Source organism: Streptomyces sp. NBC_01463, assembly GCA_036227345.1.
Classification (GTDB): domain Bacteria; phylum Actinomycetota; class Actinomycetes; order Streptomycetales; family Streptomycetaceae; genus Streptomyces.
In genome coordinates, this window is the sequence record CP109468.1 from 6,879,530 (window position 1) to 6,904,810 (window position 25,281).

At 72.9% G+C, this 25,281-nt stretch carries 23 protein-coding genes; 12 read left to right on the forward strand and 11 right to left on the reverse strand.

Annotated features, from left to right (window positions below; translation table 11 throughout):
• The first annotated feature begins 5 nt into the window (after positions 1–5).
• From OG521_30350 to OG521_30380, 7 genes are all read left to right on the forward strand, one after another.
• The gene (locus OG521_30350) at positions 6–1,190 is read left to right on the forward strand and encodes a Gfo/Idh/MocA family oxidoreductase (GenBank protein WUW24835.1); all 1,185 of its coding nucleotides are present in this window, start codon (positions 6–8) and stop codon (positions 1,188–1,190) included.
• Positions 1,187–2,014, forward strand: a complete 828-nt coding sequence (locus tag OG521_30355; GenBank protein ID WUW24836.1) for a PmoA family protein — start codon at positions 1,187–1,189, stop codon at positions 2,012–2,014. The genes OG521_30350 and OG521_30355 overlap by 4 nt, the downstream gene beginning before the upstream one ends.
• Positions 2,011–3,654 (forward strand): glycoside hydrolase 43 family protein, encoded by a 1,644-nt coding sequence (locus OG521_30360; protein WUW24837.1) that lies wholly within the window; start codon positions 2,011–2,013, stop codon positions 3,652–3,654. Before OG521_30355 ends, OG521_30360 begins: the two co-directional genes overlap by 4 nt.
• Complete coding sequence (locus OG521_30365; GenBank protein ID WUW24838.1) at positions 3,651–4,985, forward strand: sugar ABC transporter substrate-binding protein; 1,335 nt, start codon at positions 3,651–3,653, stop codon at positions 4,983–4,985. The genes OG521_30360 and OG521_30365 overlap by 4 nt, the downstream gene beginning before the upstream one ends.
• 153 nt (positions 4,986–5,138) lie before the next feature.
• Entirely contained in the window at positions 5,139–5,963 is an 825-nt protein-coding gene (locus OG521_30370; GenBank protein ID WUW24839.1) for a rhamnogalacturonan acetylesterase, read from the forward strand.
• Between the two features lie 65 nt (positions 5,964–6,028).
• On the forward strand, positions 6,029–7,366 hold the full coding sequence (locus OG521_30375; GenBank protein WUW24840.1) for a polysaccharide lyase family 1 protein: 1,338 nt from the start codon (positions 6,029–6,031) through the stop codon (positions 7,364–7,366).
• Positions 7,367–7,469: 103 nt separating this feature from the next.
• Positions 7,470–8,576, forward strand: a complete 1,107-nt coding sequence (locus OG521_30380; protein WUW24841.1) for a pectinesterase family protein — start codon at positions 7,470–7,472, stop codon at positions 8,574–8,576.
• A 72-nt stretch (positions 8,577–8,648) separates the two neighbouring features.
• Here OG521_30380 and OG521_30385 read toward each other — a convergent pair whose 3' ends face one another.
• The 9 genes from OG521_30385 to OG521_30425 all read right to left on the reverse strand — a co-directional run bounded on the left by OG521_30385 (position 8,649) and on the right by OG521_30425 (position 18,258).
• On the reverse strand, positions 8,649–9,494 hold the full coding sequence (locus OG521_30385; GenBank protein ID WUW26854.1) for a pectate lyase: 846 nt from the start codon (positions 9,492–9,494) through the stop codon (positions 8,649–8,651).
• A 106-nt stretch (positions 9,495–9,600) separates the two neighbouring features.
• Positions 9,601–10,338, reverse strand: coding sequence for a hypothetical protein (locus OG521_30390; GenBank protein WUW24842.1), 738 nt, complete (start codon positions 10,336–10,338; stop codon positions 9,601–9,603).
• Positions 10,335–10,913, reverse strand: coding sequence for a SigE family RNA polymerase sigma factor (locus tag OG521_30395; GenBank protein ID WUW24843.1), 579 nt, complete (start codon positions 10,911–10,913; stop codon positions 10,335–10,337). The genes OG521_30390 and OG521_30395 overlap by 4 nt, the downstream gene beginning before the upstream one ends.
• Before the next feature lie 235 nt (positions 10,914–11,148).
• On the reverse strand, positions 11,149–12,600 hold the full coding sequence (locus tag OG521_30400) for a penicillin-binding protein 2 (protein WUW24844.1): 1,452 nt from the start codon (positions 12,598–12,600) through the stop codon (positions 11,149–11,151).
• A 91-nt stretch (positions 12,601–12,691) separates the two neighbouring features.
• Entirely contained in the window at positions 12,692–13,351 is a 660-nt protein-coding gene (locus tag OG521_30405; protein WUW24845.1) for a response regulator transcription factor, read from the reverse strand.
• On the reverse strand, positions 13,348–14,598 hold the full coding sequence (locus OG521_30410; protein WUW24846.1) for a histidine kinase: 1,251 nt from the start codon (positions 14,596–14,598) through the stop codon (positions 13,348–13,350). The genes OG521_30405 and OG521_30410 overlap by 4 nt, the downstream gene beginning before the upstream one ends.
• Positions 14,595–15,605: a hypothetical protein gene (locus OG521_30415; GenBank protein WUW24847.1), complete on the reverse strand. Its 1,011-nt coding sequence runs from the start codon at positions 15,603–15,605 to the stop codon at positions 14,595–14,597. Before OG521_30415 ends, OG521_30410 begins: the two co-directional genes overlap by 4 nt.
• Positions 15,606–15,698: 93 nt before the next feature.
• Complete coding sequence (locus OG521_30420; protein WUW26855.1) at positions 15,699–16,961, reverse strand: phosphatase PAP2 family protein; 1,263 nt, start codon at positions 16,959–16,961, stop codon at positions 15,699–15,701.
• Positions 16,962–17,487: 526 nt separating this feature from the next.
• Positions 17,488–18,258, reverse strand: a complete 771-nt coding sequence (locus OG521_30425; GenBank protein WUW24848.1) for an IclR family transcriptional regulator — start codon at positions 18,256–18,258, stop codon at positions 17,488–17,490.
• Between the two features lie 155 nt (positions 18,259–18,413).
• Between OG521_30425 and OG521_30430 the strand changes: the two genes are divergently transcribed.
• Both OG521_30430 and OG521_30435 read left to right on the forward strand, forming a co-directional pair.
• The gene (locus OG521_30430; protein WUW24849.1) at positions 18,414–19,934 is read left to right on the forward strand and encodes an aldehyde dehydrogenase (NADP(+)); all 1,521 of its coding nucleotides are present in this window, start codon (positions 18,414–18,416) and stop codon (positions 19,932–19,934) included.
• Positions 19,931–20,542, forward strand: a complete 612-nt coding sequence (locus tag OG521_30435; protein WUW24850.1) for a DUF1349 domain-containing protein — start codon at positions 19,931–19,933, stop codon at positions 20,540–20,542. Before OG521_30430 ends, OG521_30435 begins: the two co-directional genes overlap by 4 nt.
• Before the next feature lie 72 nt (positions 20,543–20,614).
• Here the strand turns inward: OG521_30435 and OG521_30440 are convergent, their stop codons facing one another.
• The gene (locus OG521_30440; GenBank protein ID WUW24851.1) at positions 20,615–21,301 is read right to left on the reverse strand and encodes a hypothetical protein; all 687 of its coding nucleotides are present in this window, start codon (positions 21,299–21,301) and stop codon (positions 20,615–20,617) included.
• 139 nt (positions 21,302–21,440) lie between these two features.
• Here OG521_30440 and OG521_30445 point away from each other — a divergent pair, with 139 nt between their 5' ends.
• Positions 21,441–22,169: a hypothetical protein gene (locus OG521_30445; GenBank protein WUW24852.1), complete on the forward strand. Its 729-nt coding sequence runs from the start codon at positions 21,441–21,443 to the stop codon at positions 22,167–22,169.
• Positions 22,170–22,267: 98 nt separating this feature from the next.
• Here the strand turns inward: OG521_30445 and OG521_30450 are convergent, their stop codons facing one another.
• The gene (locus OG521_30450) at positions 22,268–23,716 is read right to left on the reverse strand and encodes an MFS transporter (GenBank protein ID WUW24853.1); all 1,449 of its coding nucleotides are present in this window, start codon (positions 23,714–23,716) and stop codon (positions 22,268–22,270) included.
• A 70-nt stretch (positions 23,717–23,786) separates the two neighbouring features.
• Between OG521_30450 and OG521_30455 the strand changes: the two genes are divergently transcribed.
• Positions 23,787–24,758 carry a helix-turn-helix domain-containing protein gene (locus tag OG521_30455; protein WUW24854.1) on the forward strand — a complete coding sequence of 324 codons (972 nt, stop codon included), beginning with the start codon at positions 23,787–23,789 and terminating at the stop codon, positions 24,756–24,758.
• A gap of 20 nt (positions 24,759–24,778) precedes the next feature.
• Positions 24,779–25,246 (forward strand): GNAT family N-acetyltransferase, encoded by a 468-nt coding sequence (locus OG521_30460; GenBank protein WUW24855.1) that lies wholly within the window; start codon positions 24,779–24,781, stop codon positions 25,244–25,246.
• Positions 25,247–25,281 lie beyond the last annotated feature (35 nt).

Consider the following 25,281-nt stretch of genomic DNA (forward strand, 5'->3'; position numbering starts at 1 on the left):
CGGACATGCCGTCCCTGCCCACGACCACACCCGTCCCGATCGTCCTCGCGGGCGCCCGCGGCCACGGACGCTGGCACCTCGCCAACATCCGCCGCCTCCAGCACCAGGGGCTCGTCCGGCTCGCCGGAGTCTGCGAGCTCAAGCCGCTCGACGACGGCGAACTCGGTGCCTTCGCCGGGGAACTCCCCGAACAGTCAGCCGACTTCGGCGCCCTCCTGGACTCCACCGGCGCCCGCGCCGCCGTCATCTGCACCCCGATCCAGACCCACACCGGACTGGCGCTCACCGCCGCGGCCCGCGGCGTCCACCTCCTGCTGGAGAAGCCGCCCGCGGCGACCCGAGCCGACTTCGCACGCATCCTGGCCGGGGTGCGGCACGCCGGCATCGCCTGCCAGGTGGGCTTCCAGTCCTTCGGCTCGCACGCCGTGCCCGCCATCCGCGACCTCGTACGCACCGGCGCCATCGGCACCGTCCGGGGCTACGGGGCCGCGGGCGCCTGGGTCCGGGACGACGCCTACTACCGGCGGGCGCCCTGGGCCGGGCGGCGCCGGATCGGTGACACCGACGTCGTCGACGGCGTCCTGACCAACCCGCTCGCCCACGCCGTCGCGACCGCCCTCGAACTCGCCGGCAGCGGCACGGCCCAGGACGTCGTCGCCGTCGAGGCCGAGCTCTTCCGCGCCCACGACATCGAGGCCGACGACACCTCGTGCGTCCGCATCACCACCGCGTCCGGCGTCCCGGTCACCGCAGCCGTCACCCTCTGCGCGGAGGAGGCCGGGGAGCCCTATGTGATCGTCCACGGCGACCGCGGCCGGATCACCTTCTGGTACAAGCAGGACCGGGTCCTCGTCCAGCGTGCCGGACACGGCCCGGAGGAGGCGGTGCACGGGCGGACCGACCTCCTGGAGAACCTCGTCGACCACCTGGTGCGGGACGCGCCGCTCCTCGTACCGCCGCACCGCACCGGCGCGTTCATGGAGGTCGTCGAGGCGGTGCGCACCGCCCCCGAACCGCGCGCCCTGCCGGCCGACGCCTGGTACACCGCACCCGCGGCCGGCTCCGCCACCACCCGCCGGGTGGTGCGCGGGATCGACGGGCTCGTCGCCGCGGGCGCCGACACCCTCACGCTCTTCTCCGAACTCGGCGTCCCCTGGGCGGCGCTCCCCACCGAGGTGAGTTCATCGTGACGACCACCGCACTGCTGAGCTGCGCCGGCCGCCCGGTCGGCCGCTACACCTACCTCCCCGCCCCCGGAGGCCGCCCCTACCTCCACCCGGTCACCACCCTCGGCGGTCTCCCCGTCACCGAGGAGCACCCGGCCGACCACCTCCACCACCTGGGCACCTCCGTCGCCGTTCCGGACGTCGCCGGGCACAACTTCTGGGGCGGCCGCACCTTCGTCCGGGACCAGGGCCCCACCGCGCTCGACAACCACGGCGTCCAGCGCCACCTCGGCTGGAAGCTCCGCGACCCGGACGGATTCGTCGAGGAGCTCAGCTGGGAGGCCGGCGACACCGAACTCCTGCGGGAGCACCGCACCGTCGCCACCGCCGAACTCTCCGCCACCGCCTGGGCCCTGGACTTCTCCTTCTCGCTCACCAACCGCGGCACCTCGGACCTGTCGATCGGCAGCCCCGCCACCAACGGCCGGCCGGGTGCCGGATACGGCGGCTTCTTCTGGCGCGCCCCCAAGGAACCCGCCGCGCCCGCCGTGTTCAGCGGTCTCGGGGACGGCGAGGAGGCCGTGCACGGGCAGGTCGCGGACTGGGTGGCGATGAGCGGCGACGGCTGGACGCTGGTCTTCGCCGGGGCGACCGAGGAGACCCGCCGCGACCCGTGGTTCGTGCGGACCACCGAGTACCCGGGCGTCGGCTCGTCCCTCGCCGCCGACCGCCGGCTCCCCGTCCCCGCGGGCGCCACGGTCGTGCGCCGCGTCGTCACCGTCATCGCGGACGGCCGGCTCGACCGGGCCGCGGCCGCCGCCTACGTCCGCCGGGCGGTGACCGCGTGAGCGGCGCGGGCGACCGCCCCTGGACCGCCGACCTCGGCGACGGCACCTACCGGAACCCGGTGCTCAACGCCGACTGGTCCGACCCCGACGTGATCCGGGTCGGCGAGGACTTCTACCTCACCGCCTCCAGCTTCGGCCGGGTCCCCGGGCTGCCGCTGCTGCACTCGCGCGACCTCGTCAACTGGACCCTCATCGGTCACGCCCTGGACCGGCTGGAACCGGCCGCGGACTTCGCCGTGCCCCGGCACGACCGCGGGGTGTGGGCGCCGTCGCTGCGGCACCACGCCGGACGGTTCTGGATCTTCTGGGGCGACCCCGACCACGGCATCCAGCAGATCAACGCCGAGGACGTCCGCGGCCCGTGGAGCGCGCCCCGTCTGATCAAGGCCGGCAAAGGGCTGATCGACCCCTGCCCGCTGTGGGACGAGGAGACCGGCGAGGCCTATCTGGTGCACGCCTGGGCCAAGTCCCGCTCCGGCATCAAGAACCGGCTCACCGGCCACCGGATGAGCCCCGACGGACGGGAACTCCTCGACGAGGGCAAGACCCTGGTCGACGCCGACACGATCCCCGGCTGGTTCACCCTGGAGGGCCCCAAGCTCTACCGGCGGAACGGCGAGTTCTGGATCCTCGCCCCGGCCGGCGGGGTGACCACCGGCTGGCAGGGCGCCTTCCGCTCCCGGGAGTTCTCCGGACCGTACGAGGAGCGCGTCGTCCTCGCCCAGGGCCGTACCGGGGTCAACGGACCGCACCAGGGCGCCTGGGTGACGACCGCGGCGGGCGAGGACTGGTTCCTGCACTTCCAGGAGCGCGGGGCGTACGGGAGGGTCGTCCACCTCCAGCCGATGCGCTGGGACGCCGAGGACGGCGGCTGGCCGGTCATCGGCGACCGGGGCGAACCCGTCTCCGTCCACACCAAACCGGCCACGCCCGAGCAGTCCGCCGCCGCCCCGGCCGGCGGCGACAGCTTCCCGGGCGGGCGCCACGGCCGGCAGTGGCAGTGGACCGCCAACCCGCGCCCCGGCTGGACCGTCGAGCACGGCGGGGACGGGCTGCGGCTCAGCTGCGTACGGACCGCGTACGCGCACGATCTGCGGGCCCTGCCCAACGTGCTGGTCCAGCGGCTGCCCGCCGAGACGTTCACCGTCGAGACCGGGCTCACCCTCGGCAGCGAGGTGGCGGGGGCCAAGGCCGGCCTCGCCGTGCTCGGGGACGCGTTCAGCTGGATCGGCCTGGAGCGGTCGGCGGACGGCGGGACACGGCTCGTGCACCGGTACGCCGAGTCGGCCGCCGCACACGAACGCGACGCCGAGCACAGCAGGCCGGCCCCCGACGGACGGGTCCGGCTCCGGATCGAGGTCGCCCCCGGCGCCCGCTGCCGCTTCCACGCCGACACCGGGGACGGCACCGGATTCCGGCCCTCGGGCCAGGTCTTCGCCGCCGCACCGTGGCGCTGGGTCGGCGCCCTGCTCGGACTCTTCGCCACCGCACCCGCCGGGACGGGGCCGGCCGGGACGGCCTGCTTCACCGGCTTCCGCACCACCGCCCGAACCGCCCCGGCCGGGGCGGCACCGGATCCCACCGAACCCCCCACTCATGCGCACCAACCGAGACAACCGAGAGAGAAGAGCCGATCATGAACATCTCGAAGACGCAGCGGGGGCGTGCCGCGGCCGCCGTCTCCCTGGCCGCGGTGCTCGCACTGACCGCGACCGCCTGCGGTGACGACGGAAGCGACAGCGGCACCGAGGGCAGCGGCAAGGGCGAGATCACCTTCTGGGACAACAACGGCGGCCCGCGCACCGCCGTCTGGACCGAGATCATCAAGGACTTCGAGAAGAAGTACCCGGACATCAAGGTCAAGTACGTGCCGATCCCGATCGCGGACGTGCAGTCCAAGTACGACACGGCCATCGCCGGCGGCGGACTGCCGGACGTCGGCGGAGTCGGCACCGCCTACCTCGCCAACATGGTGTCGCAGGAGGCCCTGGACCCGCTCAACGACCGGATCAAGGACTCCTCGCTCAACGGCAAGCTCGTCGAGGGCATGGTCGCGAGCGTCAAGGACGCGGGCGGCCGGGGCGACGACATGTACTCCGTGCCGACCTCCGCGAACAACGGGGCGCTCTGGTACCGCACCGACCTGTTCAAGGCCGCGGGCCTCGAAGCGCCCACCACCTGGGCCAGCTTCTACACGGCGGCCGAGAAGCTCACCGCCGCCAAGGACAACAAGTTCGGCTACACCATCCGCGGCGGCGCCGGCTCCATCGCCCAGGCGATCGACGCGGCGTACGGCCAGTCCGGCATCACGGAGTTCTGGAGCGGCGACAAGACGACCCTCAACGACCCGAAGAACGTCGCCGCGCTGGAGAAGTACGCGGCGCTGTACAAGAAGACGACGCCCGCCGCCGACGTCAACAACGACTTCACCAAGATGGTCGCCCAGTGGGACACCGGCACCATCGGCATGCTGAGCCACAACCTCGGCTCCTACCAGGACCACCTGAAGGCCCTGGGCAAGGAGAAGTTCGCCGGCATACCGAACCCGGTCGGTGACGGCGGCACCCGCGTACAGGTCTCCAACCCGGTCGACGGCCTCGGCCTGTTCCGGTCGAGCAAGAACAAGACGGCCGCCTGGAAGTTCATCGAGTTCGCCGCCTCGCACGCCTCCAACAGCAAGTGGAACGAGTCCGCGGGCGCCATCCCGGCCAACACCGAGGCCGCCAAGGACCCGTGGATCAGCGCCACCGAGCCGACCGAACTCGCCGCGAAGGCCCTCACCGACGGCTCCACCAAGATCGTGCAGCTGCCGTACTACCTGCCGGACTGGAACAACATCAGCAAGGCGGACAACGAGCCTGAGTTCCAGAAGCTGCTGCTCGGCAAGGTCACGGCCAAGGCCTTCCTGGACAAGATCGCCGACGAGCTGAACAAGGCCCAGAAGGAGTGGAAGGAGCTCGGCAACGGCTGATCCGGCCTCCAGCCAGGCCGGTACCCCGGTGACAGGGGCCGGTGGCGGCCCGGGTTCCGTCCCGCCGCCGGTCCTCTCCTCCGTGCACTCCGTACCGCCGTACGTGCCCGCACGTACGCCCCGTTGCGCATCCATGAGAGAGGCAGCTTCACCGTGTCACTCACCCGCAGGCAGACCGTGGCGGCCATCGCCGCGCTGCCCCTCGCACTCGCCGCCACCCCCGCCGCCGCACACGGCCCGGGCGGCCGCCCCCGTCCCCGTACCGTGCACATCGCCGGCGATTCGACCGCCGCGCAGAAGTACGCCGACGCGGCGCCCGAGACCGGCTGGGGGATGGCCCTGCCGTTCTTTCTCGGCCGGACCCTGGACGTCGCCAACCACGCGATGAACGGCCGCAGTTCGAAGAGCTTCATCGACGAGGGGCTGCTCGCCGCCCTGCTGCCGGAGGTCCGTGACGGCGACCTCCTGCTGATCCAGTTCGGGCACAACGACGAGAAGACCGAGGACCCGGCCCGCGGCACCGACCCCTACACCACCTACCAGGACCATCTGCGCCAGTACGTGCGCGCCGCACGGGCCCGCCGGGCGCTGCCGGTCCTGCTCACCCCGGTGGAGCGCCGCCGCTTCGCCGCCGACGGCACGGCGAGGCCCAGTCACGGCGAGTACCCGGCCGCGATGCGCGCGCTGGCCGCCGAGGAGCGCGTGCCCCTGCTCGACCTCCAGGCCCTCACCCTCGCCCGCTGGCAGGAGCTCGGCCCCGACGGCACCCAGGCGTACTTCAACTGGCTGGAGCCGGGGCAGTCGCCCAACTACCCCGACGGGCAGCAGGACAACACGCACTTCCAGCCCCGCGGCGCCGTCGAGGCCGCGCGGCTCGTCGCCCGCGCCCTGGTGGCCGGGAAGGTGCTCGCCCCGCGCGACGTACGGCGCACCGATTCCGCGATCCCGCTCGAATGGATCACCTGGCCGCAGGCCTGACCCCGGCCGTCCCTGTTCTCCTCACCTCACTCCACCGCTTCCTCCTCACCACCGAAGGATCCGTCATGCCCGCACGCATCTGTCATGCTCGTGCCATTGCGCTGGTGATGGGCTGTGCCTCCCTGGCGCTCGCCGTCTCCGTCCCCGCCCAGGCCACCGGACACCACCAGGGCCCCGGCCGCGGCGCCGAGCGCGCCGTCCTCGCCAAGGGCGACGGCTGGGCCTCCGCCGAGGGCTCCACCACCGGCGGCGCCGCCGCCACCCCCGACCACGTCTACACCGTGACCAACCGGGCCGAACTCATCGCCGCCTTCGAGGACGCGGGCGACGCACCGAAGATCATCAGGATCGACGGCACCGTCCACGGGAACTCCGACGCCGCGGGCACCCCGATCGGCTGCGAGGAGTACGAGACCGACGGCTACACCCTGGACAAGTACCTCGCCGCCTACGACCCGGCGACCTGGGGCCGCGAGGAGGTTCCGTCCGGGCCCCTGGAGGACGCCCGGCTCGCCTCCGCCAAGCTGCAGAAGGCCGCGGTGAACGTCTACGTCCCGTCCAACACCACGATCATCGGGGTCGGGAAGGACGCGACGGTCATCGGCGCCAGCATCCAGATCCAGAACGTCTCCAACGTCATCGTCCGGAACATCTCGTTCGAGGACACCTACGACTGCTTCCCCCAGTGGGACCCCACCGACGGCGAGACCGGGCACTGGAACTCCGAGTACGACAACCTCGTCGTCTACGGCTCCGACCACGTCTGGGTCGACCACAACACCTTCAGCGACGGCGACCGCCCCGACGCCGGCCAGCCGCTCTACTTCAACGAGCGCTACCAGCAGCACGACGGGCTGTTCGACATCGTCAAGGGCGCCGACCTGGTCACCGCCTCGTGGAACGTCCTCAAGGACCACGACAAGACGATGCTCATCGGCAACAGCGACGGCGCCGGGGCGAGCGACCGCGGCAAGCTGCGCGTCACGCTGCACCACAACCTCTTCAAGGACGTCAACGAGCGCGCCCCCCGGGTCCGCTTCGGCCAGGTCGACTCCTACAACAACCACTTCGTCGCCACCAAGGGCAGCGTCTACGGCTACACGTACGGCATAGGCGCCGAGTCCCAGCTGGTCGCCGAGCACAACGCGTTCACCCTCGGCGGCGAGTTCGACAAGGCGACGATCCTCAAGAAGTGGTCCGAGTCCTCGCTCACCGCCGCGGACAACTACGTCAACGGCCGCCGCACGGACCTCGTCGCCGTCCACAACGCGGGCGTCCCCGCGGAGCAGCTCACCACCGGCGCCGGCTGGACGCCGACCCTGCGCACCAAGGTCGACCACCCGCTGCTCGTGCCCCTGCTCGTCGGCCTCAAGGCCGGCGCCGGCCGGATCCCCGGCGCCTGACCGCCGGCCGTCCCGTGTCCGGCGGCCTCCCCGCCGGTGCCGCTGCGCACCGGCGGGGAGGCCGCGCGCCCCGTCGAGCCCTCCGCGTAAGGAAGTACCGCCCATGCCCAGCAGACGCAGTGCCCTGACCCTGCTCGCCGGCGGCAGCGCCGCCCTCGTCCTCGGCGCGGCCCCCGCCGCCCGCGCCCGGCCCGGCACCCACCGCCCCTTCGGCCGCCACGGCTCACCGGCCCGCCGCCTCGACGCCGCGACCCTGTACGTCGACGCCCGCGGCAGGGGCGACCACAGAAGCGTCCAGGCCGCCGTGGACGCCGCGACCGGCACCGGCCGCACCCTGGTGATCGCCCCCGGCACCTACCGCGAGACCGTCGACATCCCGGCTGACCGCACCGGCCTCACCCTCATCGGCGCGAGCGACGACCCGCACGACACCGTCATCGTGTACGCCAACGCCAACGGCACACCCAGGCCCGACGGTTCGGGGACGTACGGCACCAGCGGATCCGCCACCGTCACCGCCCGGCCCGCCGGACTCACCGCCCGCGGCCTGACCTTCGCCAACGACTGGCTGCGCGCCGACCACCCCGACTACACCGGCACCCAGGCCGTCGCCATCAAGGTGACGGGCGACCGTTCGGCCTTCTACGGCTGCCGCTTCCTGGGCCACCAGGACACCCTGTACGCCGACTCGCCCGCCCTCACCGAATTCGCCCGCCAGTACTACCGCGACTGTTACGTCGAAGGGGACGTCGACTTCGTCTTCGGCCGTGCCACGGCCGTCCTGGACCGGTGCCACTTCCGCACCCTGACCCGCACCGACCTGGCGGCCCCGCCGTACGGCTTCGTCTTCGCGCCCAGCACCGCGGGAGCCAACCCGCACGGCTATCTGGTGCGGCACTCCCGCATCACCACCACCGCCCCCGACGGGTACTTCAAGCTGGCCCGCCCCTGGGTGCCGTCGTCCGACCTCACCGCACACCCGATGCTGACCGTGCGCGACAGCCGGCTCGGCGCCGGGATCGACACGGACGAGCCCTACGGGACCATGTCCGCCGGATTCCCCTGGCAGGACCAGCGGTTCGCCGAGTACCGCAACACGGGCCCCGGCGCCCGCGTCACGGTCCCCGCGAACCGCCCGCTGCTGACCGCGTCCGAGGCACGCCTGCACACCCCGGCCTCCTGGTTCGGCGACTGGCGTCCCCGCGCGTGAGGCGCGGCCGCCACGCGAGGGGCGCCCCGCCGGTCCCGTCCGGCGGGGCGCCCCTGGCTGTCGGGCCGCCGCTCAGTCGTAACTGACGTCCGAGCTGCTGTACTTGCAGTACGTGCCGTCGGGACCGCTGCCCGTCTCCGTCGGCTCGTCCCCGTCGTCGTTGCCCGTGTAGCGGACGCACGGCTTGATCTTCTTGCTGCTGTCGCCGTGGATGCGGACGGACTTCAGCGTCGCGGTGTCGCCGTAGTTGGTGTTGATCCCGACCAGGGCCTTGCCGGGCGCCGTCACATCGACGTCGCTGACCGCGATCGTGCGCTTGTACTGCTTGGAGCAGTTGCCGCACGAGCGGACGAGCTTGCCGAAGTCCGACACCTGGAACCCGCTGATGGTCAGCGTGCCCGCCCCGTTGAACTGGAAGACCTTGTCCTCGGCCTTCCGGGCGCCGCCGCCGGTCACCTTGTACGTGGCGCCGGACGAGGTGCCCTTGAAGGACGCCGCGTCCTCGCCGACGTCCTCCCACCAGACGTTCTGGAGGGTGCAACTGCCCTTGCAGTGGATGCCGTCGGCGGCCGGCGAGCCCACGACGACGTTCTTCAGGACGGCTCCGTCGGCCAGCTCGAAGATCGGGTCCTGGCCCTCGTCCTGGCCGCCGCCGCCCAGATCCCCGCTTCCGTAGAAGCGCTTCAGTCCGCCGTCGTACGTCCCCGAGACCTTGATGGTCGCCGAGACGGCCTGCGAACCCGAAGGGGTCGGCCAGGCGGCTGCCGCGGCGGCCGCGGGGGCGGCGCCGGCGGACTGGACCAGGAGCCCGGTGGTGAGCGCGGCGCCGGTGAGCGCCAGCGCGGTGGTCGAAGCGGTGAGCATGCGGCGGCGGCCGGTGCGCCGGGCGTGGCTGCCGTGCGGTGCGGCTCGTTTCATCATGTCGGTGTCCCGTTCCTCGGTGGTGGGGGGAGCGTTGCGCTCTCTGGTCGCCACCGCGGGGGACAAGGGTTGCCGGGTTCCGCGCTTCTTTTTCCGGCGCGGGTCAGTGACCGGAGCCGAAGCGGTCGCCCACCGAGGCCCGTTCACCGGAGACGCGGACCGCGTGCGCGGTCAGGTAGTCGCCCGTCGCGTCCCGGCCGCCCTCCGCGTGGTTGTACTGCCCGGCGAACGTGTACGTCCCCGCCGGCACCGTCCGTCCCGGCTTCAGCGCCCAGCGGTAGACGAGATAGCCGCCGTCCTCGGTCGCCGACACGGTGAAGTCCTCCTCCGGCAGCGAACGCCAGGAACCGGTGCTGTTCACCCCGCCGGTGAGGGCGATCCGCAGCTCGACCGTGAGCGAGGACAACGGCTCGTCCGTCCGCAGCGTCACATTGCTCTGCGCCCAGTACGCGTTGCTGTGCGGATCGACCACGCCGTCCGTCCACAGCGGGCCGTCCGCGGTGCGCAGCGAGCCGGGCGGCGCGGGCGGTGAACCGGCGGCGGCGGGGGAGGAGGGGTGGGCCGGGGAGGACGGCGCGGCCGCCAACCGCTCCCCGCGCGGTCCGCCGTCGCCCGCGGAGGTGACGGCGAACGCGCCGAGCGCCAGCACCCCGCAGACCGCGGCCGTCGCCCCCGCCACGCGCAGCCACGGCGTCGCGGCACGCGGCGGGCGCACGACGCCCCGGGCCGGCGGACGGGCCCCGGCCATGCCGCGCCCGACCCGGGCCAGCATCCGCTCCCGGTCGGGGCGGTGCGCCTCGGCGGCCTCCCGCAGCCGCCCCGGCAGCTCCTCGTTCTTCACTGACTTCCTCCGCTGCGCTGCGCCGCGACGGCCACCCGCACATGCGCGGCGGGCGTGTCGGGACCCAGCAGCCGCTGCAGTTCCGCGACGGCACGCGAGGTCTGGCTCTTCACCGTACCCACCGAGATCCCGAGCACCAGCGAGGTGTCCCGCTCCGAGAGGTCGAAAGCATGCCGCAGCACCACACAGGCCCGCTTGCGGAACGGCAGCCTGCGCAGCGCCCCCTGGACATCGACCACCGCCGAGACGTCCGGATCGTCGACCGCGTCCCCGCCGCCGCGCGGCGCCCAGAACAGGGCGATCCGGCGGCGCTCCCGCACCGCGCTGCGAATCCGGCTCCGCGCCAGGTTGGCGACGACACCGCGCGCGTACGCCACCGGATGGTCGGCGTCGCGGACCCGGTCCCAGCGGTGCCAGAGCGCCAGCAGGGCGTCGGCCGCCAGGTCGTCCGCGGCATCGGCCTCACCGGTCAGCAGGTGCGCCAGCCGGGCGAGTTCGGCGTAGTGCGCCTCGAAGAACGCGTGGAACTCGGCGGCAGCGGCATCGGTGTCGCCGGCTTCGACGGGCTGGCCCACAGCTACCTCATCCCTGCGCTCGAATCCCGGTGCACGCGTCGTCCCGACTGTGTACGTTCCCATCCGCCGCCCGATGGGGCGGGCGGGGCGAGAGCGTACCAGCGCTCCACGGAAGCGCTTCGACACGGGTGCGTATCCAAGTAAGGCGTAACACGGCCAAAACGTGAAGGGCCCGGGACACGGCGAACGCCCCGGCACCCCGAAAAGGGGGTGCCGGGGCGTCGCGTCCCGCCGGTCACCGCTGCAGCGCGGCCTTCATCATCTTCTGGGCGATCGGGGCCGCGAGGCCGTTGCCGCTGACCTCCGAGGCCGACGAACCCGAGTCCTCCACGATCACGGCGACGGCGACCTCCTGGCCGCTGGAGTCGTCCTTCGCGTACGAGGTGAACCACGCGTACGGGGTGTTGCTGTTGTCCACACCGTTCTCCGCGGTGCCCGTCTTGCCACCGACCTCGGCGCCGGCGATCCGGGCGTTGGTGCCGGTGCCGTCCTCCACGACGGTCACCATCGCGCTGCGCAGCTGCTTCGCCGTGGACGAGGACACGATCCGTGTCATGTCGCCGTCCTCGAAGTCCTCCAGTGTGCCGCCCTCGGCGTCCGTCACCTTGGAGACCATGTGCGGTGCCGCCAGCTCGCCGTCGTTGGCGAGGGCCGCCGAGACCATCGCGATCTGCATCGGCGTCGCGGTGACCTCGAACTGGCCGATGCCTGTCAGCGCGGTCTGCGCCTTGTCCATCCCGGTCGGGTAGATGCTCTTCGACGCCCGGACCGGCACATCGAGCTTCTCGGTGTTGAAGCCGAACTTCTCCGCCATCGCCCGCACCTTGTCCTGGCCGAGATCGGCGGCGACCTTGCCGAAGACGTTGTTGCAGGAGTACTGGAGCGCCACCCGCAGCGTGGCGTTCTCGCAGGGTGCGGAGGCGCTCTCGTTCTTCAGGGGGGTGCTGGTGCCGGGCAGTGTGTACGGCATCGGGCTCCTGGTCGGCTCGTCGACCGAGCCGTACAGCCCGTCCTCCAGCGCGGCCGACGCCACCACCAGCTTGAACGTCGAACCCGGCGCCAGCGGCTGCCGCAGCGCCCGGTTGACCAGCGGCTTGTCCGGATCGGCGAGCAGTTTCTTCCAGGCGTCGCCGTCCGTCGTCCCGCTGATGTCCGAGGGGTCGTACGACGGAGAGGAGACCATGCCGAGGATCTGCCCGCTCTTCGGGTCGATCGCGACGGCCGCGCCCTTGTCGTCCCCGAGCGCGTCGGCCGCCGCCTTCTGGACGGCCGGGTCGATCGTCGTGAGCACACTGCCGGGCGCGTTCTGCTTGCCGGTCAGCGCGTCCAGCGGGTTCTTCAGCCGGTCGCCGGTGCCGTCCAGCACATGGCTGTAGATCCCCTCCAGCTGCGTCGAGCCGTAGGCCTGGGAGCTGTAGCCGGTGACGGCCGAGTAGAGGTCGCCGTCCTTGTAGCTGCGCTTGTACGCGAGATCGCTGCCCTCCGTCCTCTTCGATCCGGTGACCGGGGAGCCGGCCACGATGATGTCCCCGAGCGGCTGCGCGTACTGCGCGATGGTGTTCCGCCGGTTGTGGTCGTCGTCTGCGAGCGCCCGGGCCTGGTACGCCTGCACCCAGGTCGCCCGCCCCAGAAGGGCGAGGACCAGCAGCAGGGAGAAGACCGAGGCGCGCCTGATCGTCTTGTTCATCCCGCTGGAGGGACGAGCGGGACGCCGCGCTCCGTTCCCGGTTGTGCCGCTTCTCACCCATTCCTCATCGAGGCCGGCCGGGCCGCCGGGGTCACCCCGGGGTGATGAATCCCGACTCGTACGCGGCGATGACCGCCTGGGTCCGGTCGCGGGTGCCGGTCTTCGCCAGCACGCCCGCCACATGGCTCTTCGCCGTCGCCGGGCCCACCCGCAGCCGGGCGGCGATCTCCGCGTTGGTGAGCCCGGCCGCCATCAGCCGCAGCACGTCCGCCTCCCGGTCGGTGAGCCTGGCCGCCCAGCGCGGCGCGGCGGACGGCTGCCGCTTCCCGTACTCGGCCGCCAGACCCCGCACCGCCGCGGGGAAGAGCAGCGAGTCGCTGCGGGCGACCAGGCGCACCGCCTGCACCAGGTCCTCGGCCGCCGCCCGCTTCAGCAGGAAACCCGCAGCCCCGGCCCGCAGGGCCTCGTACACGTACGCGTCGTTCTCGAAGGTGGTGACGACGACGACGCGGGGCGCCGGGTCGAGCGTGGCCAGGATCTGTTCGGTGGCGCGGATCCCGTCGGTCTCCGGCATCCGCACGTCCATCAGCACCACGTCGGGGCGCAGCGCGCGCACCACGGAGACGGCCTCGGCGCCGGTCGCCGCCTCGCCCACGACCTCCAGTCCCTCCTCCGCGTCCAGGATCACCCGCAGGGCGGTGCGGACCATGCGTTCGTCGTCGGCGAGGACGATCCGGACCGTTGTGCTCATCGCTGCTCCTGTGCGGGGGTGTGCAGGGGGACGAGGGCGGTCAGCCGCCAGTGGCCCTCGTGTTCTCCGGCCTCGGTACGGCCGCCGAGCAGGACCGCCCGTTCGGCGATGCCGCGCAGCCCGCGGCCGCCGCCGGGACGCACCACCGGCGGCCGCCCGGTCAGCGGGCTGGTCATGACGATCTCCAGTTCCGTGGCGCGGACCGTGATCCGCAGCCGCACCGGCTTTCCGCGCCCGCCGTGCCGCAGCGCGTTGCTCAGCCCCTCCTGCACGATCCGGTACGCCTCGCGCGACACCGCCGCGGGGACGGCGCCCGGATCGCCCTCGGTGGTGCGGGAGACGGGCAGCCCGCAGTGCGCCAGCAGTCCGTCCAGCGCGTCGAGCCCCGGCCCCGACGCCGTGTCCGGTGTCCCGTCGTCCTTGCGCAGCAGGCCCAGGACGGTGTCGAGTTCGCCGACCGTGCGCCGCGTCGTCTCCTCGATCGCGGTCAGCGCGGCCCGGACGAACTCCGGGTCGCTGTCCAGCACCCGGCGGGCGGCGCCGGCCTGGAGGGTGACGGCGCTCAGCGCGTGGCCGACCGAGTCGTGCAGTTCCCGGGCCAGCCGGTTGCGGACCGCGAGGCCGGCCGCGCGGCGTTCGGCGGCGGCCAGCCGGTCGTCGGGCGTCGGGCCGAGCAGCGCCGGCGCCCGGTCCGCCAGCAGCGCCCCGGCCGCCGCCGCGCAGCAGGCCAGCGCCACCAGCATCGCGATCCCGGCGAGCGGCGCCAGGGCGATCACCCAGGTCCGGTCCAGCGCCTCGGGCAGGCCCCGCACCGGCGAGTCCCGCACGGCCGTGAGGAGCGGCAGCCCGATGACCCCCACCGCGAACGGGGTCAGAGCCAGCGTCATGCCGCTGATGATGCCGCCGAGCATGACGTGCAGGGTGAACCAGGCGGCCGAGCGGACCCGGGCCTGCCGGGTCCTGGCCGGCCCGTCGGCGAGCTGCCGGTCCGGCGGCAGGCCGCACAGGGCGCGGGCGACGGCCGCCGAGAGCGGCCGGGCGAGCGGGAGGAGCGCGGTGACCGCGGCCATCGGCAGGGCGAAGGCGAACGCGGTCAGCTGGCTGACCGGTGAGGTGAAGACGTCGGCGTCCGGGCTGGACGCGCCGACGATGACCGTGCCGACGAGGAAGTACGGCATCAGCAGGGCGCCGCCGATGATCAGGTGCAGCCAGCGCAGCCGGGCCCGCCGCCCGATGAGCGGGGTCACGTCCGGTGGCCGGGGCGCGGCCGGGTCCGCGCCGCGCGCTCCACCAGGAAGTAGGCGCCCAGGGTCATCACCAGCGTCCCGACCAGCATCTGCACAGCGTAGACGAGCACCATGGCGGCGGTGGGCCGGTCGGCGAGGTCGTCGACGTTGCCCAGCGAGGCGATGCTCATCCAGCCGCCCCAGCAGGCCGTCGTTCCGGAGCCGCCCCAGGCCAGGGCGAGCGGCAGCCGCAGCGGCAGCGCGGAGTCGCGGCGGAAGGCGAGGAGCAGGGCTCCGGCGACGGCGGCGACGACGAAGAGGACGTAGACGGCGTCGAGGACCTGGGTCCCGCTGGTGCGGTCCTCGATCCAGCCCTCGCAGAGGCCGGTGGTCGACCCGGCGGCCCAGAGCAGGTGCAGGGTGCCGGGGACCAGGGCGGTCAGCGAGGCGGCGACGGCGGCGGCCCGCAGCGCGGGAGCGGTGGGGCTGTCCGGGAGTTCGCGCAGTGTGCCCTGCCAGAGGTGGCCCCAGCGGTCCCTTGCGTACAGCGCGAACAGGGTGCCGAGGGCCAGGCCCTGGATGATGAAGCCGGTGTAGACGACGCCGAAGACCCACTCGTCCAGGAAGGGGCGGCTAGCCTCGCCCTTGTTCGCGGCCGTCCCGCCGAGGGCCTGGACCAGCAGTTGGAGCGGGTAGCCGGTCATGATCGGCAGCAGCAGTCCGGTCGCCACCCACATCGGCAGGACGAGCAGCCAGGCGGGTACGCGCCGGCCCCAGGGCCGGGTGAGCAGCAGGGCGATGACCACGACCGCGCTGTCCATCAGGACCGACGCACCGTTCGCGACGGCCATCGTGGTGCGGTGGTCGAGGAGTGTGCTGCCGGACGGAATCCCCACGTGACTGCCGCAGATCCAGGCGGCCTTGAGGACGATGTAGGGCAGGCAGGCGACGATCGCGACGGTGCGGAGCACGGCGCGGAGACGGTGGGCCGCCGGTGCGGGAGCCGGCGCGAGCGGTGTCTGTGTCATGACACCCACGCTTCCGCGCGGCCGCTCCCGGCACGTCATGCCGGGCGACGATCCGTCTCCGCCGCGCGGCGGAGACGGATCGCCGAGGAGACCTCAGACGAGTTCGGGCTGCAGCTCCGGCCGGCGCACCGGCGCCGCCTTCGGTTCCCACTGCCTGGTGGTCCGCACGTACCCGTAGACCACCGAGGCCGTCGCGAGCATGAGCAGCGGGCCGGACAGCCACGGGTGGTCGCCCAGTTGGGTCGGCAGATAGCGGGTGGCCACCAGGATCGCGGCGAAGACCGTGGTGCCGTAGGCGACCAGCCGGGTCGCGGACCGGTCCCAGCCGCGTTCGAGCGAGCGCAGGGCCGTCTCGATCGTGACGGTGAAGATCACGCCGGTGATGATGTCGATGCCGTAGTGGTAGCCGAAGCCCAGTGTCGCGGCGAGCGTGGCGACCAGCCAGAACGCGCCCGCGAACCGCAGGTACCAGGGGCCCTTGCGGGAGTGGATGAAGATCGTGGTGGCCCAGGCCGTGTGCAGGCTGGGCATGCAGTTGCGCGGGGTGATGCCGTCGAACGGCATGTGCTGCGGAACGCCGTGCGGCGGCATCGTGTCGGGCCAGATGTTGGCCATGGCCCACTGCCCGCCGTCCGCGCCGTAGGCGAAGACCGGTCCGACGACCGGGAAGATCATGTAGATGGCCGGTCCGAGGAGGCCTATCACCAGGAAGGTGCGCACCAGGTGGTGGGACGGGAAGCGGCGCTCGTCCGCCACGTTGCGCAGCTGGTAGAGCGCGACGACGACCGCGGCCACCGCGAGCTGGGTGTAGACGGAGTTGAGGAAGTGCTCGCCGAACGATCCGGTCGCCCGGACCATCCGGCCCACCAGCCACGAGGGGTTGCCCAGCGCGTGGTCGGCGGTCGCCACGTACTGGTCGAGCACCAGCGGGCGGGTCTTCGAGGTGATGAGCAGCCAGGTGTCACCGGTCTTGCGGCCGGTCACCAGCAGCAGGCCCAGCCCGACGCCCTTGAGCAGCAGGACGCGTTCGCGACCGGTGCGGCGTGTGACGGCGATCACCGCGCACCCCAGGATCACCCACAGAGCGCCGTTCCCGAAGGGATGGCCCTGGGTCACCGGGGCGTCGGCCACCCAGCGCACCAGCAGGATCACGAGGTCGATGCCGATCGCGGTCCCCACCGCGATGAACCGCTGCCGCCAGGTGAGCACCACCAGCATCAGCCCCATGCTGGCGTACAGCAGGAACCCCGAGGCGGGGGCGAATATCACCTCGCGCGCCTGGCTGGCGATGGGTCCCGGCAGACCGTAGTGGCGTGCGGCGAATTCCAGGGCGACGAGGAATCCGATGCCCACCACCGCCGCCGCGGCCCACAGCGCCGCTTGCGGCCGACGCCATGAGGTGAACGCATTTCGGCTGGTTATTCGCGAAAACACCCGCGATGCTATAGGTATCAAGTGTTTGGCCGATTTGTTAGTTGTGGTCGGATAGGTCGCACTTGGCGTCGGACCGTACGTTTTTCCGGTGCGGAGCGGGCGATGAGGGCGGTCGCCCATGAATTCGAGCATGTTATCGGAGCGGTCCGCGGGGGCCCTGGTCACGGGCGGTACGAGGGCGGACCGGGGCGGAGCCCGACAGTCCGGATCGGCCGTCCGGACAAGGGAGTCGGGGGCGCCGGGGCCCGTCGGCGCAGGGCGGACCGTGAGCGACGACACACGCCGCGCGGTCCCGCCGCTTCAGGGGCGACCGGGGCGCCGCCTCAGGGGCGGCCGCCGGGGCCCTCGCCGGTGAAGGCGGACGCGGGGACCGGCTCGGGGCCGGACATCCGGACGGAGAACAGCGGCAGGCCGCTCTCCCGCGCCTCGCGCAGACCCGCTTCCAGGGTCAGAGCCTCCGGGTCGCGAGGGTCAGCCGGTCGCGCGCGTCGAACAGGGCGTCCTTGACCATCTGTTCGTGCGCGGGGGTCAGCCGGGCGACCGGCACCGAGCAGCTGATGGCGTCACGGGCCGGGGTGCGGTACGGGACGGCGACGCCGAAGCAGCGCAGCCCCAGCGTGTTCTCCTCGCGGTCCACGGCGTAGCCCTGCTCGCGGATCAGGTGCAGCTCCTCGATGAGCTTCTCCCGGTCCGTCAGGGTGTGTTCGGTGAGCGCGGGCAGCGTCTCGGGCAGCATCTTGCGCACCTGCTCGTCGCTGTGGGTGGCCAGCAGGGCCTTGCCGAGCGAGGTCGAGTGCGCGGGCAGCCGGCGGCCGACGCGGGTGAAGGGGCGCAGGTAGTGCTGGGACTGCCGGGTGGCGAGGTACACCACGTTCGTCCCGTCGAGACGGGCGAGGTGGATGGTCTCCGTGGTGTCGTCGGAGAGCCGGTCCAGGGTGGGGCGGGCCGCCGCGACCACCTCGTCGCCGTCGATGTACGAGGTGCCGACCAGCAGCGCCCGCACCCCGATCCCGTACCGGGTCCCGGTCGCGTCCGTCTCCACCCAGCCCAGCTCGACCAGGGTGCGCAGCAGCATGTAGAGGCTGGACTTGGGGTATCCGACCGCTTCCTGCACCGCGGCGAGCGAGTGCATGCCCGGCCGCCCGGCGAAGTACTCCAGCAGCTCCACCGTCCGTACCGCGGACTTGACCTGTGCCCCACCAGACTCGGCAACCGACATCGCCCTACGCCCCTTCCAGCCCACTTACGAAACCCTGCGACTTCTTGCCAACACCGAACGCCCGGAAATAGAGTCGCTTCATATTCACGATCAGGAACTCTGTTCAGAATACCGAACAACTTCTGATGTGTGGCAGTGGAGCGGAAGGAAACACGGTGGCAGCAGCACCAGTCTGGAGCGTCGACCCCCGCACCGGGAACCCGCGTGAGCAGGTTGCGGTGGAGGCTACAGCGGAGGAGGTCGACCGCGTGGTCCGGGCCGCTCACGCCGTACGCGGCTCCCTCGCCGACCGCACCGTGCGCGCCGCGTTCCTGCGCACCGCGGCCGATCTGCTCACCGAGGCCGGCGAACACGTCATCGAGGCCGCCGACGCCGAGACGGCGCTCGGCCCGGCCCGGCTGACCGGCGAACTCGCCCGCACCGCGGCCCAGCTGCGGGCCTTCGCCGAGGTCGTCGACGAGGGCGCGTACCTCGACATCCACATCGACCACGCGGACGCCACCCGCACCCCGCCGTGGCCCGACCTGCGGCGCTACAAGATCCCGCTCGGCGTCGTCGCCGTCTACGCGGCCAGCAACTTCCCGCTCGCCTTCTCCGTACCCGGCGGCGACACCGCGAGCGCCCTCGCGGCAGGCTGCCCGGTCGTCGTCAAGGCCCACCCCGACCACCCCGCGACCTCCGAACTGTGCGCCTCCGTGCTGCGCAGGGCCGCGGCGCAGCACGGACTGCCCGAGGACGTCGTCACCCTGGTGCACGGCTTCGAGGCGGGCGTCGAACTGGTCAGGCACCCCCTCGTCGGCGCCGCCGGCTTCACCGGCTCGGTGCGTGGCGGCCGCGCCCTGTTCGACGCGGCGGCGGCCCGGCCCGCCCCCATCCCGTTCCACGGCGAACTCGGCTCCCTCAACCCCGTCGTCGTCACCGAGGCGGCCGCCGCCGAGCGCGGCGAGCAGATCGGTGCGGGCCTCGCGGGCTCGATGACCATGGGCGCGGGCCAGTTCTGCACCAAGCCCGGCTTCGTCCTCGCCCCCGCGGGCGAGACCGGCGACCGGCTCCTGAAGTCCCTCACCGAAGCGGTCAGCGACACCGAGGCCGGGGTGCTCCTCGACCACCGGATGCGCGACGCCTTCCTCGCGGGGGTGCGCGAGCGCGCCGGACTTCCCGAAGTGGAAGCCCCGGTCACCCCCGGAGCGGGCAGCGAACACACGGTCGCGGCCGGCTTCCTGACCGTGCCGGCCCGGCTGCTCACCACCGAGGGCGCGCACGACGCGCTCCTGGAGGAGTGCTTCGGCCCGGTCACCGTCGTCGCCCGCTACACCTCCGAGGACGAGATCGCCGCGGTGCTGTCCCGGCTCCCCGGCAACCTCACCGCCACCCTCCAGATCGCCACCGAGGAGGCCGACGGCAGCGCCGCAGGACTCCTGGCCGCGCTCACCCCGCTGGCCGGCCGCGTCCTGGTCAACGGCTGGCCGACCGGTGTCGCCGTCGCCCCCGCCCAGCACCACGGCGGCCCCTACCCGGCCACCACCTCCACCTCCACCTCGGTCGGCGCCACCGCGATCGAGCGCTGGCTGCGCCCGGTCAGCTACCAGACGGTCCCCGAGGCGCTGCTTCCGCCGGAACTCCGCGAGGACAACCCCCAGAACCTGCCCCGCCGCGTGGACGGACACCCCGCATGACCCTGCACCTGCCCGAACTCCCCTTCGGCCTGGAGCCGTTCGGACCCGCGACGGACTGGGCCTACGAGGCCGGCGTCCTCACCGGCCGCGCGGGCGCCCGCCAGGACCGGTTCGTCCCGCCGGGCGGCGAGAGCCTCGACTCCGTCAGCGACGCGCCCCGGCTGCTCGGTGCCGCGCCCGAGGGCGACTTCCAGCTGATCGCCCGGGTCAAGGTCGCCTTCGCCGGTGCCTTCGACGCGGGGGTGCTCTACCTCCACGTCGGCGACCGCGAATGGGCCAAGATCTGCCTGGAGCTCTCCCCGGACCGGCCCACCATCTGCACCGTCGTCACCCGCGGCCACTCCGACGACGTCAACTCCTTCGTCGTGGACGGCGACACCTACTGGCTGCGCCTGAGCCGCACCGGCAACGCCTTCGCCTGCCACGCCTCACCCGACGGCGAGAAGTGGACCTTCGTCCGCGTCTTCGCCCTGGGAGACCGGGAGCGGGCGGCCGCCGCGTCCATCGGCTTCCTGGCGCAGTCGCCCACGGGCGAGGGCTGCGAGGTCACCTTCGACCGGATCGCGTACCGCCCGACGGGCATCGCCGACCTCCGCGACGGCAGCTGACCGGGCGCACAGCCGCGCACCCGCACGCCGGGGATGCCCCCGCCTTCCGCGACAGGAAGGCGGGGGCATCGTCTATTCGATCTTCGCGGTGATGGTCCGGACGAACTCGGGGAGCACATCGTCCCGCCACACGAAGGGCGCCGGGGCCGGCTTGCCCTTGAAGGTCACGGTGGTCTGCCCGCCCACGGTGAACAGCAGCGGGCCCTTGCGGCAGCTCCAACTGCCTTCGGCGAGACCCGTGATGACGCAGCGGTCCGCGCCCTGCGCACCCTGGTTGGTGCCGGTTCCCGGCACGACGCGGTCGGCGTAGCGCACGATCAGTTCCGGGTCGGCCACGGCATCGATGCGGACCCAGAACTGGGTGGCGCTGTAGGTCTCGCCGGGAAGCCGCATGCTGTAGAGGCACTGGCCGGACCCGGCCCTGTCACTCGCCTTCCACGTGGAGTCCGCGGCGAAGTCCTTGACCGACGAGGAACTGATCGCGCGGCTCTCGTGCTCGATGTCCTTGACGCCGGGGAAGATGGCCTCGATCTCCTCCTGATTCACGAACGAGCACGCGTCCGGCCACCGGTTCGCGTCCAGGACCGCCCCGTCCCCGATCTCGGGAAGGGCGATGGTCCCGTCCCGGGGAGCGGCCTCGCCTATCGCGACCTCGTCGTCGGAGAAGGCGTCGGAGCTGATCAGGAACGCCAGCAGGACGGCATTCGAGAGCAGCAGGACGCCCACCAGGGCGCGCACCATGACTCTGTTCTTCGGCATGGCGGCTGATTGTCCTGGAGGAGCGAGCCGGTTGTCGATCGCGTTCCCGTCTGTTCCGGCCCTCGGCGTCGCTCGTGCGCCGCCGCCCGTGAGACCCTGCCGTCGGCCGGCTGCCGAACCATTGGGGGAGAAACACGTCATGGCTGTGCATCTGATCGGGGGCGGCTGGGACGAGGACGTCGCACCGCTCGTCTACGGGCCGTTCCTCGCCGAGGCGGGGCACGAGGGCGCGGTGGGGTGTCTGCTGGTCGACGAGGGGGACGGCGCGGAGCAGTTCGCCCGCTACGACGCCGTGTTGCGCGGGGTGGCGCCGCGGTGCAGGCCGGTGCCGCTGTTCGTGCCGGTGGGCGGGGTGTTCGCGCCCGAGGCGCTCGCCGGTCTGGACGGGCTGCTGGTCGGCGGCGGTCTCACGCCCGCCTACCAGGACGCGCTCGGACCGGTGGCGGCCGCCGTGGGGCGGGCGCTGGACGTGCGCCCACTGCCGTACGCGGGCTTCTCCGCCGGCGCCGTCGTCGCCGCACGACGGGCGCTGGTCGGCGGGTGGCTGGACCGCGGTGTTCCGGTGTGCCCCGACGACGCCGCCGAGGACATCGAGGAGATCGAGGTCCGCGACGGCCTCGGGCTCGTCCCGTACACCGTCGACGTGCACGCCGCCCAGTGGGGGACGCTCGCCCGCCTGGTCGCAGCCGTTGCCCGCGGTGACGCGGATTCCGGGGTCGCCCTGGACGAGAACACGCTGCTGACCGTGGGGGGCGACGGCCGTGCGGTGGTGGCCGGGGCCGGGCAGGTGCATCTCGTACGGGGCGCGGAGCCGGCCGGTTCCGTCACCGTGCGGGCCTTCCGGGCCGGGGACGTGCTCACCGCCTGAGGGGGCCGGTGCCTTGCGTGACCGTGCGGGCGCCTTCGGCTTCCGCACGGTCACGCAAGGCACCGGCCCCACCCCGGAGTTCACCATCGCCGAGGCGTTCAGGCGGGCGTACGGGACGGCTCCGGGGCGGCATCCGCGCGAGGCCGGCCCACCTCGGCCGGGGCCGCCTGCCGTGCCACGCCCCGCGGCAGCCTTGTCGTGGCCAGGGCGGTGAGGGCGAGCAGGGCCGCGCTGATCAGCAGGCTCGTACGGAGTCCCGTCCCGAAGCCGCCCGCGACCAGGGCGCCGAACGCCGCCACGCCCAGCCCGCCGGAGACCTGGCGGGCGGCGTTGAGCACGCCCGCGGCGACCCCGGCCCGCTCGGTCGGCACGGTCTCCATCATCGCCGCGGTCAGCGGCGGCAGGGCCAGACCCGCGCCCAGGGCCAGCGGCACCAGGAGGACGGCCGTCAGGACCAGCGAGGTGTCCGGGCCGACGAACAGCAGGAGCAACAGGCCGCCCACCGAGACCAGTTGGCCGGTCAGCATCGGCAGCCGGGGGCCGTACCGGTTCGCGAGCCTGCCGGACAGGATGTTCACCACCACCAGCAGCCCGGTCATCGGCAGGAACATCAGCCCCGCGGTCAGCGCCGACTGGCCGCGTACCTGCTGGAAGTAGATGCTGAAGACGAAGATCATCCCGTAGAAGGCCAGGCTGAGCGCGGACCCGGCGGCGACCGCCACCGCCGCGGTCCGGTTGCGGAAGAGGCCGAGCGGCACCACCGGGTGGGGGTGGCGGGACTCGATGCGGAGGAAGGCGGCCAGGCCCGCCACCGCGACGCCCAGGGCGGTCAGGGCGACCGGTCCCTTCTCGATCACGGCGAAGGCGAGGGCGGCCAGGGTCAGTACGGCGGTCAGCTGACCGGGCAGGTCCAGCGGGGCCGGGCGCCGCGGGGAACGCGGCAGCCGGAAGGTGAGCGCCAGTGCGAACAGGCCCAGCGGCAGGTTGATGAAGAAGATGGCCCGCCAGTCCCAGGCCGTGGTGAGCGCGCCGCCGACGACCGGGCCCAGCGCCGCGGCCGTCGTGCCGCCCGCCGCCCACAGCGACACGGCACGCCCGCGCTGCGCGGGATCGGTGTACGCCTGGCGGACCAGGGCGAGCGTCGTCGGCAGCACGATCGCCGCGGCCACGCCCTGGACCACCCGGAAGCCGATGAGCGAAGGCAGGTTCGGAGCCAGCCCGCAGGCGGCGGACGCGAGGGTGAAGAGCGCGATCCCGAGCGTGTACGCGCGGGTGGCGCCGATCCGGTCGGAGAGCGCGCCGGTGGACAGCAGCAGCGCGGCGAACGCGATCGTGTACGCGTCGACCACCCACTGCAGCCCGGACATTCCGCCGCCCAGGTCCGCCCCCATCGAGGGGAGCGCCACGTTCACCACCGAGGCGTCGAGCATGATCAGCGCGAAGCCGAGGAGTGAGGCGAGGAGGGTGAGCGCGGGGGCCGGTGCGGGCCGCTGGGCGCTCAACTCGGGTCCGAGCGCGGGAGCTTGTCTGGTCTTCTCTGTGGGCATGACCTCAGCCTCGCGGCCGGCGCCGGGATAGAGTAGTGGCCCGAATGCCATACCTCCGGAGGTTCTGGCCATGCCGCCCGCACACCGAGTCGTCGTCATCTCCACACCGCCCGTGTCCATGTTCAACATCGCCATTCCCGAGATGCTGTTCAGCAAGGTCGAGATCGACGGCGAGCCGGGATACGAGACGGTCTACTGCACCCCGGACCCCGGGCCCGTCCGGACCAGCGGCGGGCTCGACGTGCAGATCGAGGGCGGACTCGGCCTCATCGAGTCGGCCGACACGGTGATCCTGGCGGGCGCCGGCTCGCGCGAGGAGCCCGACCCGCGCATCCTGGCCGCCCTGCGCCGGGCCTCGGCCGACGGCCGGCGCATCGCGTCCATCTGCACCGGCGCCTTTGCCCTCGCCGAGGCCGGTCTGCTCGACGGGCGGGCCGCCACCACCTACTGGACGTACACCGGCGAACTCGGCGACCGCTACCCCTCCGTCGACCTGCAGAAGGACGTCCTGTTCGTCCAGGACGGTCCGGTCCTCACCTCGTCCGGATACGCGGCCGGCATCGATCTGTGCCTCCACATCATCCGTACCGACTACGGGGCCGCCGTCGCCAACCACGTCGGCCGGCTCACGCTCGTCGCCCCCGTGCGGCCGGGCGGGCAGACGCAGTTCACCGACACCCCGCTGCCGCCCGAGCGCGGGGTCTCGTTCGCCGGCACCCGCGCCTGGGCGATGCAGCACCTCGACGAGCCGCTGACCCTGACCGACCTGGCCCGCAACGGCGGCGTCTCCATCCGTACGCTCTCGCGCCGCTTCCACGCCGAGACCGGCCTCAGCCCCCTCCAGTGGCTCCTGCACCAGCGCATCGAGCGGGCCAGGGAACTCCTGGAGACCACCACCCTTCCCATGGACCAGGTGGCGCGGGCGAGCGGCCTCGGCACGGCCGACTCGATGCGCCAGCACATCCAGCGCAGGCTGGGCCTCACGCCGAGCGCCTACCGGACCTCGTTCAGCAGGGTGGCCGCCGCCGCAACCTCCGGCTGAACGGGCGCGTCCCCTCCACCATGATCCGAACCGCGACCCCCGCCGATCTCGACGCCATGGTCCGCCTGCACGCCGAGGCCCGGGCCACGTACTACAGCGGGCACCTGCCCGAGGAGGAGTACGCGGGCGAGGCCGAGGCCGGCCGCAGCAGGGGCGGCTGGGCCCGCGCCATCGACCGCGCGGACGCCACCGTGCTCTGCGCCGAACAGGACGGGATCCTCACGGGCGTCGCGGCCTACGCCCCGCGCGACGGTGCGATGCACCTCAGCCAGCTCCATGTGTCACCGGCCCACTGGCGCAAGGGGGTCGGGACCGCCCTGCACGACGCGTGCGTGGCCGCCTGGCGGCGGGACGGGGTGGCGGAGGCCCGGCTTGAGGTCTTCGTCCACAACCTCCGGGCCCAGGCCTTCTACGCCGCGCGCGGCTGGACACCCGACCCGGACCGCTCCCGGACGGGCAGCCACCTGATGCTGATTCTTCTGCCCTGACCCTGCCCCGGCTCCTCCGTGCGGACAGGCGCAGG